A 2,519-nucleotide genomic window follows, 5' to 3' on the forward strand; every position below is an offset into this window, starting at 1 on the left:
GCTACCCGAGGTGCACGGTGACGTGGCGGCCGCGCTCGCCGGCGCGGTCGGCGCGCTCGACGCCTCGTACCTGACGGTGCACGGTCCGCCCGGCACCGGCACCAGATACGGTGCGACCGAACGTTTCACGAACTCCATCGACCCGTCCGCGGCCTGCGCGGCCCGCCCCCCCCCCCCCCCGCCCGGGGGGGCGCCGCGGCGGGCCCCGCCCGGGCCGGGGCCGCGGCGGGCCCCCCCCCCCCCCCCCCCCCCCCCCCCGCGGCCAGGATGGACCGCGCCAGCACCTTCGGGCGCGAGTTCGGCAGGCGGGTGGCCGACCAGCCGTTTTGGTCGATTGCCCGGTCGTCGGCTATCGTATGAGCCGCGCGGTTCACGCAGGTGGATCGTTGCTCTGGCCCCGTCGTCTAGCGGCCTAGGACGCCGCCCTCTCAAGGCGGTAGCGCGGGTTCAAATCCCGTCGGGGCTACACAGGAACTCCCCGGTCTTCGTGACCGGGGAGTTTTTTCATGCCCGGCAGCATGCGACATATTGACAGATGTTGCATTCCCCATACACTGAGGGAAATGTTGCACCGGGAGGTGACGTGACCGAGCAGACCGCACTGGGCAAACGACTCGACGACCTCGCCGCGCGCCCCGACGCGATCACCGCCTTCAAGGCCGCCCGCTCGGGGTTCCTGGCGGGCCGCAGGCTGGAGATGAAGGAGCTCGCCGACGAGCTCGGCGTCAACCGCGCGACGCTGTTCCGCTGGGTCGGTGGCCGCGACGAACTGCTGGCCGAGGTGATCTGGTCGGTCGCCGAACCCACCCTGCGCCGCGCCGTCGCCGCGAACACCGACCGGGGCGCGCGCCGCATCGCCGGCGTCCTCGGCGATTTCGCGCAAGCGGTCAACACCTCCGATGCCTTCCGCCAGTTCCTGCGCCGCGAACCCGAACGCGCGCTGCGGCTGCTCACCACCCAGGCCGGCTCGATGCAGCGCCGCTTCGTCGCGTTCATCGCCGACCTGATCACCGCCGAGATCGCGGCGGGCACCCTCGATCCGCCGCTGCCGGTGCCGGAAGGGGCCCTGCTGCTGGCGCGGATCACCGAGACCTTCATCTACGCCGATGTGATCAGCGGCGAGGAACCCGACGCGGCCAAGGTCGTCCAAGCGTCGCTGGTTCTGCTGGGCGAACGGCCCGAACGGTAGAAACCGAAAGGAAACCCATGCAGCGCACCATCTACTCCGAGGACCACGAGGCCTTCCGCGCCTCGGTCGCCGAATTCGTCAAGCGCTCGATCGAGCCGAATGCCGAGCGGTTCGCCGAGGAGCGCGCCATCGACCGCGAAACCTGGCTGGCGGCGGGCGAACTCGGCTACCTCGGGCTCGGCGTGCCGGAGGAGTTCGGTGGCAGCGACGCCGGCGACTACCGGTTCGCCGCGGTGCTCGGCGAGGAACTGGCCAAGGCGAGCGCGGCGCTGTCGTCCTCCTTCGGCATCCACTACGACGTGTGCGCGCCCTACCTGGTGGAGCTGACCACCGACGAGCAGAAGCGGCGCTGGCTACCCAAGTTCTGCACCGGTGAGATCGTCACCGCGATCGGCATGACCGAGCCCTCGGGCGGTTCGGATCTGGCCGCGCTCAAGACCACCGCGGTTCGCGACGGCGACGATTGGATCGTCAACGGCTCGAAGACGTTCATCACCAACGGTTTCAACGCCGACCTGGTGATCGTCGCCGCCCGCACCAGCCCCGAGAAGAAGGCCAAGGGCATCACCCTGTTCGCGGTCGAGAACGGGATGGAGGGCTTCACCCGGGGCCGCAAGCTCGACAAGGTGGGCCAGCCCGAATCCGACACCGCCGAACTGTTCTTCGACAATGTCCGCGTCCCGGACGCCAACCGGATCGGTGAGGTCGACCGCGGCTTCATCGCGATGATGGAGCGCCTGCCGCAGGAGCGCATCGGCGCCGCCATCTCCAATACCGCCCACGCCGCGGCGATCCTGGAGGAGACGCTGGCCTATGCCAAGGAGCGCAAGGCCTTCGGCCAGCAGATCGGCAGCTTCCAGTACAACAAGTTCCTCTTCGCCGAGCTGGTCACGAAACTCGAAGTGACGCAGGCGTTCGTCGATCAGGGCATCGCTGCGCACGCCGAGGGCAAGCTCTCCGCGGTCGACGCGGCCAAGGCCAAGTGGTGGTCGGCGCAGGTGCAGAACGAGGTGCTCGACGCGTGCGTGCAGCTGCACGGCGGCTACGGCTACATGCGCGAATACCGGGTCGCGCGCGCGTGGATGGACGCCAGGGTCACCAAGATCTGGGCAGGCTCCAACGAGATCATGAAGGAACTCATCGGCCGCGACCTCGGCCTGTGACGTAGGTGCGTTGGGGGGGGCGGGGCGCCACACCCCCCGGCCCGGGCCCCCGGGGCGGGGGGGGGGGGGGGGGTTTCGCGGGCGGCCCCCCACGCACCTACGTCACAGGCCGAGGTCGCGGCCGATGAGTTCCTTCATGATCTCGTTGGAGCCTGCCCAGATCTTGG

The 2,519-nt window shown here is 69.8% G+C and carries 3 protein-coding genes and 1 tRNA gene; 3 read left to right on the top strand and 1 reads right to left on the bottom strand.

The genetic code is table 11. From position 1 onward, the window contains the following. Window positions 1–125: 125 nt before the first annotated feature. A complete protein-coding gene (locus QH270_RS19590; RefSeq protein ID WP_280344483.1) occupies window positions 126–374 on the bottom strand; it encodes a hypothetical protein in 249 nt (82 codons plus the stop codon). Between the two features lie 19 nt (window positions 375–393). Here QH270_RS19590 and QH270_RS19595 point away from each other — a divergent pair. The 3 genes from QH270_RS19595 to QH270_RS19605 all read left to right on the top strand — a co-directional run bounded on the left by QH270_RS19595 (window position 394) and on the right by QH270_RS19605 (window position 2,352). Then, window positions 394–466, top strand: a tRNA-Glu gene (locus QH270_RS19595). Between the two features lie 117 nt (window positions 467–583). Further along, window positions 584–1,189 (top strand): QsdR family transcriptional regulator, encoded by a 606-nt coding sequence (locus QH270_RS19600; protein ID WP_280344485.1) that lies wholly within the window; start codon window positions 584–586, stop codon window positions 1,187–1,189. Window positions 1,190–1,206: 17 nt separating this feature from the next. Beyond that, on the top strand, window positions 1,207–2,352 hold the full coding sequence (locus QH270_RS19605) for an acyl-CoA dehydrogenase family protein (protein ID WP_280344487.1): 1,146 nt from the start codon (window positions 1,207–1,209) through the stop codon (window positions 2,350–2,352). The last annotated feature ends 167 nt before the right edge of the window (window positions 2,353–2,519 follow it).

This window comes from Nocardia neocaledoniensis (assembly GCF_029868625.1).
Classification (GTDB): domain Bacteria; phylum Actinomycetota; class Actinomycetes; order Mycobacteriales; family Mycobacteriaceae; genus Nocardia; species Nocardia neocaledoniensis_A.

Coding starts and splice junctions, on each gene's coding strand:
- QH270_RS19605 (WP_280344487.1), top strand. CDS start 1,207: ATGCAGCGCACCATCTACTCCGAGGACCACGAGGCCTTCCGCGCCTCG.